The organism is Oleiphilus sp. HI0067 (assembly GCF_001635735.1).
Genome location: NZ_LWFI01001623.1, coordinates 1 through 702, shown reverse-complemented (window position 1 = coordinate 702; position 702 = coordinate 1). Strand labels below are relative to the sequence as shown.

Annotated in this window: 1 protein-coding gene; it reads right to left on the bottom strand. The window is 50.0% G+C overall.

The window, feature by feature from the left end:
- Positions 1-702 (bottom strand): class II fructose-bisphosphate aldolase (locus tag A3739_RS26260; RefSeq protein WP_068503341.1); only part of this gene is annotated, 702 nt, incomplete at both ends.

Sequence of the window (702 nt, the reverse complement as noted above, 5' to 3'; positions counted from 1 at the left end):
TTACCTTACGAACACCGTATTTGATACCTTCAACAATTTGCTCTACTGGAACGCCGTACGTTTCAGGGATTTCGCCACCGTACTCGTTGATCACTGCAAGCCACTCTTGCGGTACAGATGATGAACCGTGCATAACAAGGTGGGTATCTGGAATGCGTTCATGGATCGCTTTGATGCGGTCAATCGCAAGAATATCGCCAGTTGGTGGGCGAGTAAATTTGTAAGCCCCATGGCTTGTGCCACATGCAATCGCCAGTGCATCTACTTGAGTTTGTTTTACGAAGTCAGCTGCTTCTTCCGGGTCGGTCAACATCTGATCGTGCGTCAAAGTGCCTTCAGCTCCAATCCCATCTTCTTCACCGGCTTGGCCCGTTTCAAGAGAACCTAAACAACCAAGCTCGCCCTCTACAGACACACCGCAAGCGTGGGCCATTTCGACTGTGCGACGGGTTACATCGACGTTGTATTCATAGTCTGTTGGCGTCTTACCATCTTCACCAAGTGAACCGTCCATCATGACTGATGAGAACCCAAGTTGGATCGAACGCTGACATACTGCCGGTGATGTACCATGGTCTTGGTGCATAACAACAGGAATGTGCGGAAACTCTTCTGTCGCAGCAAGAATCAGATGACGAAGGAAAGGCGCGCCTGCATATTTACGGGCACCTGCAGAAGCTTGAACGATTACTGGGCTGTCTG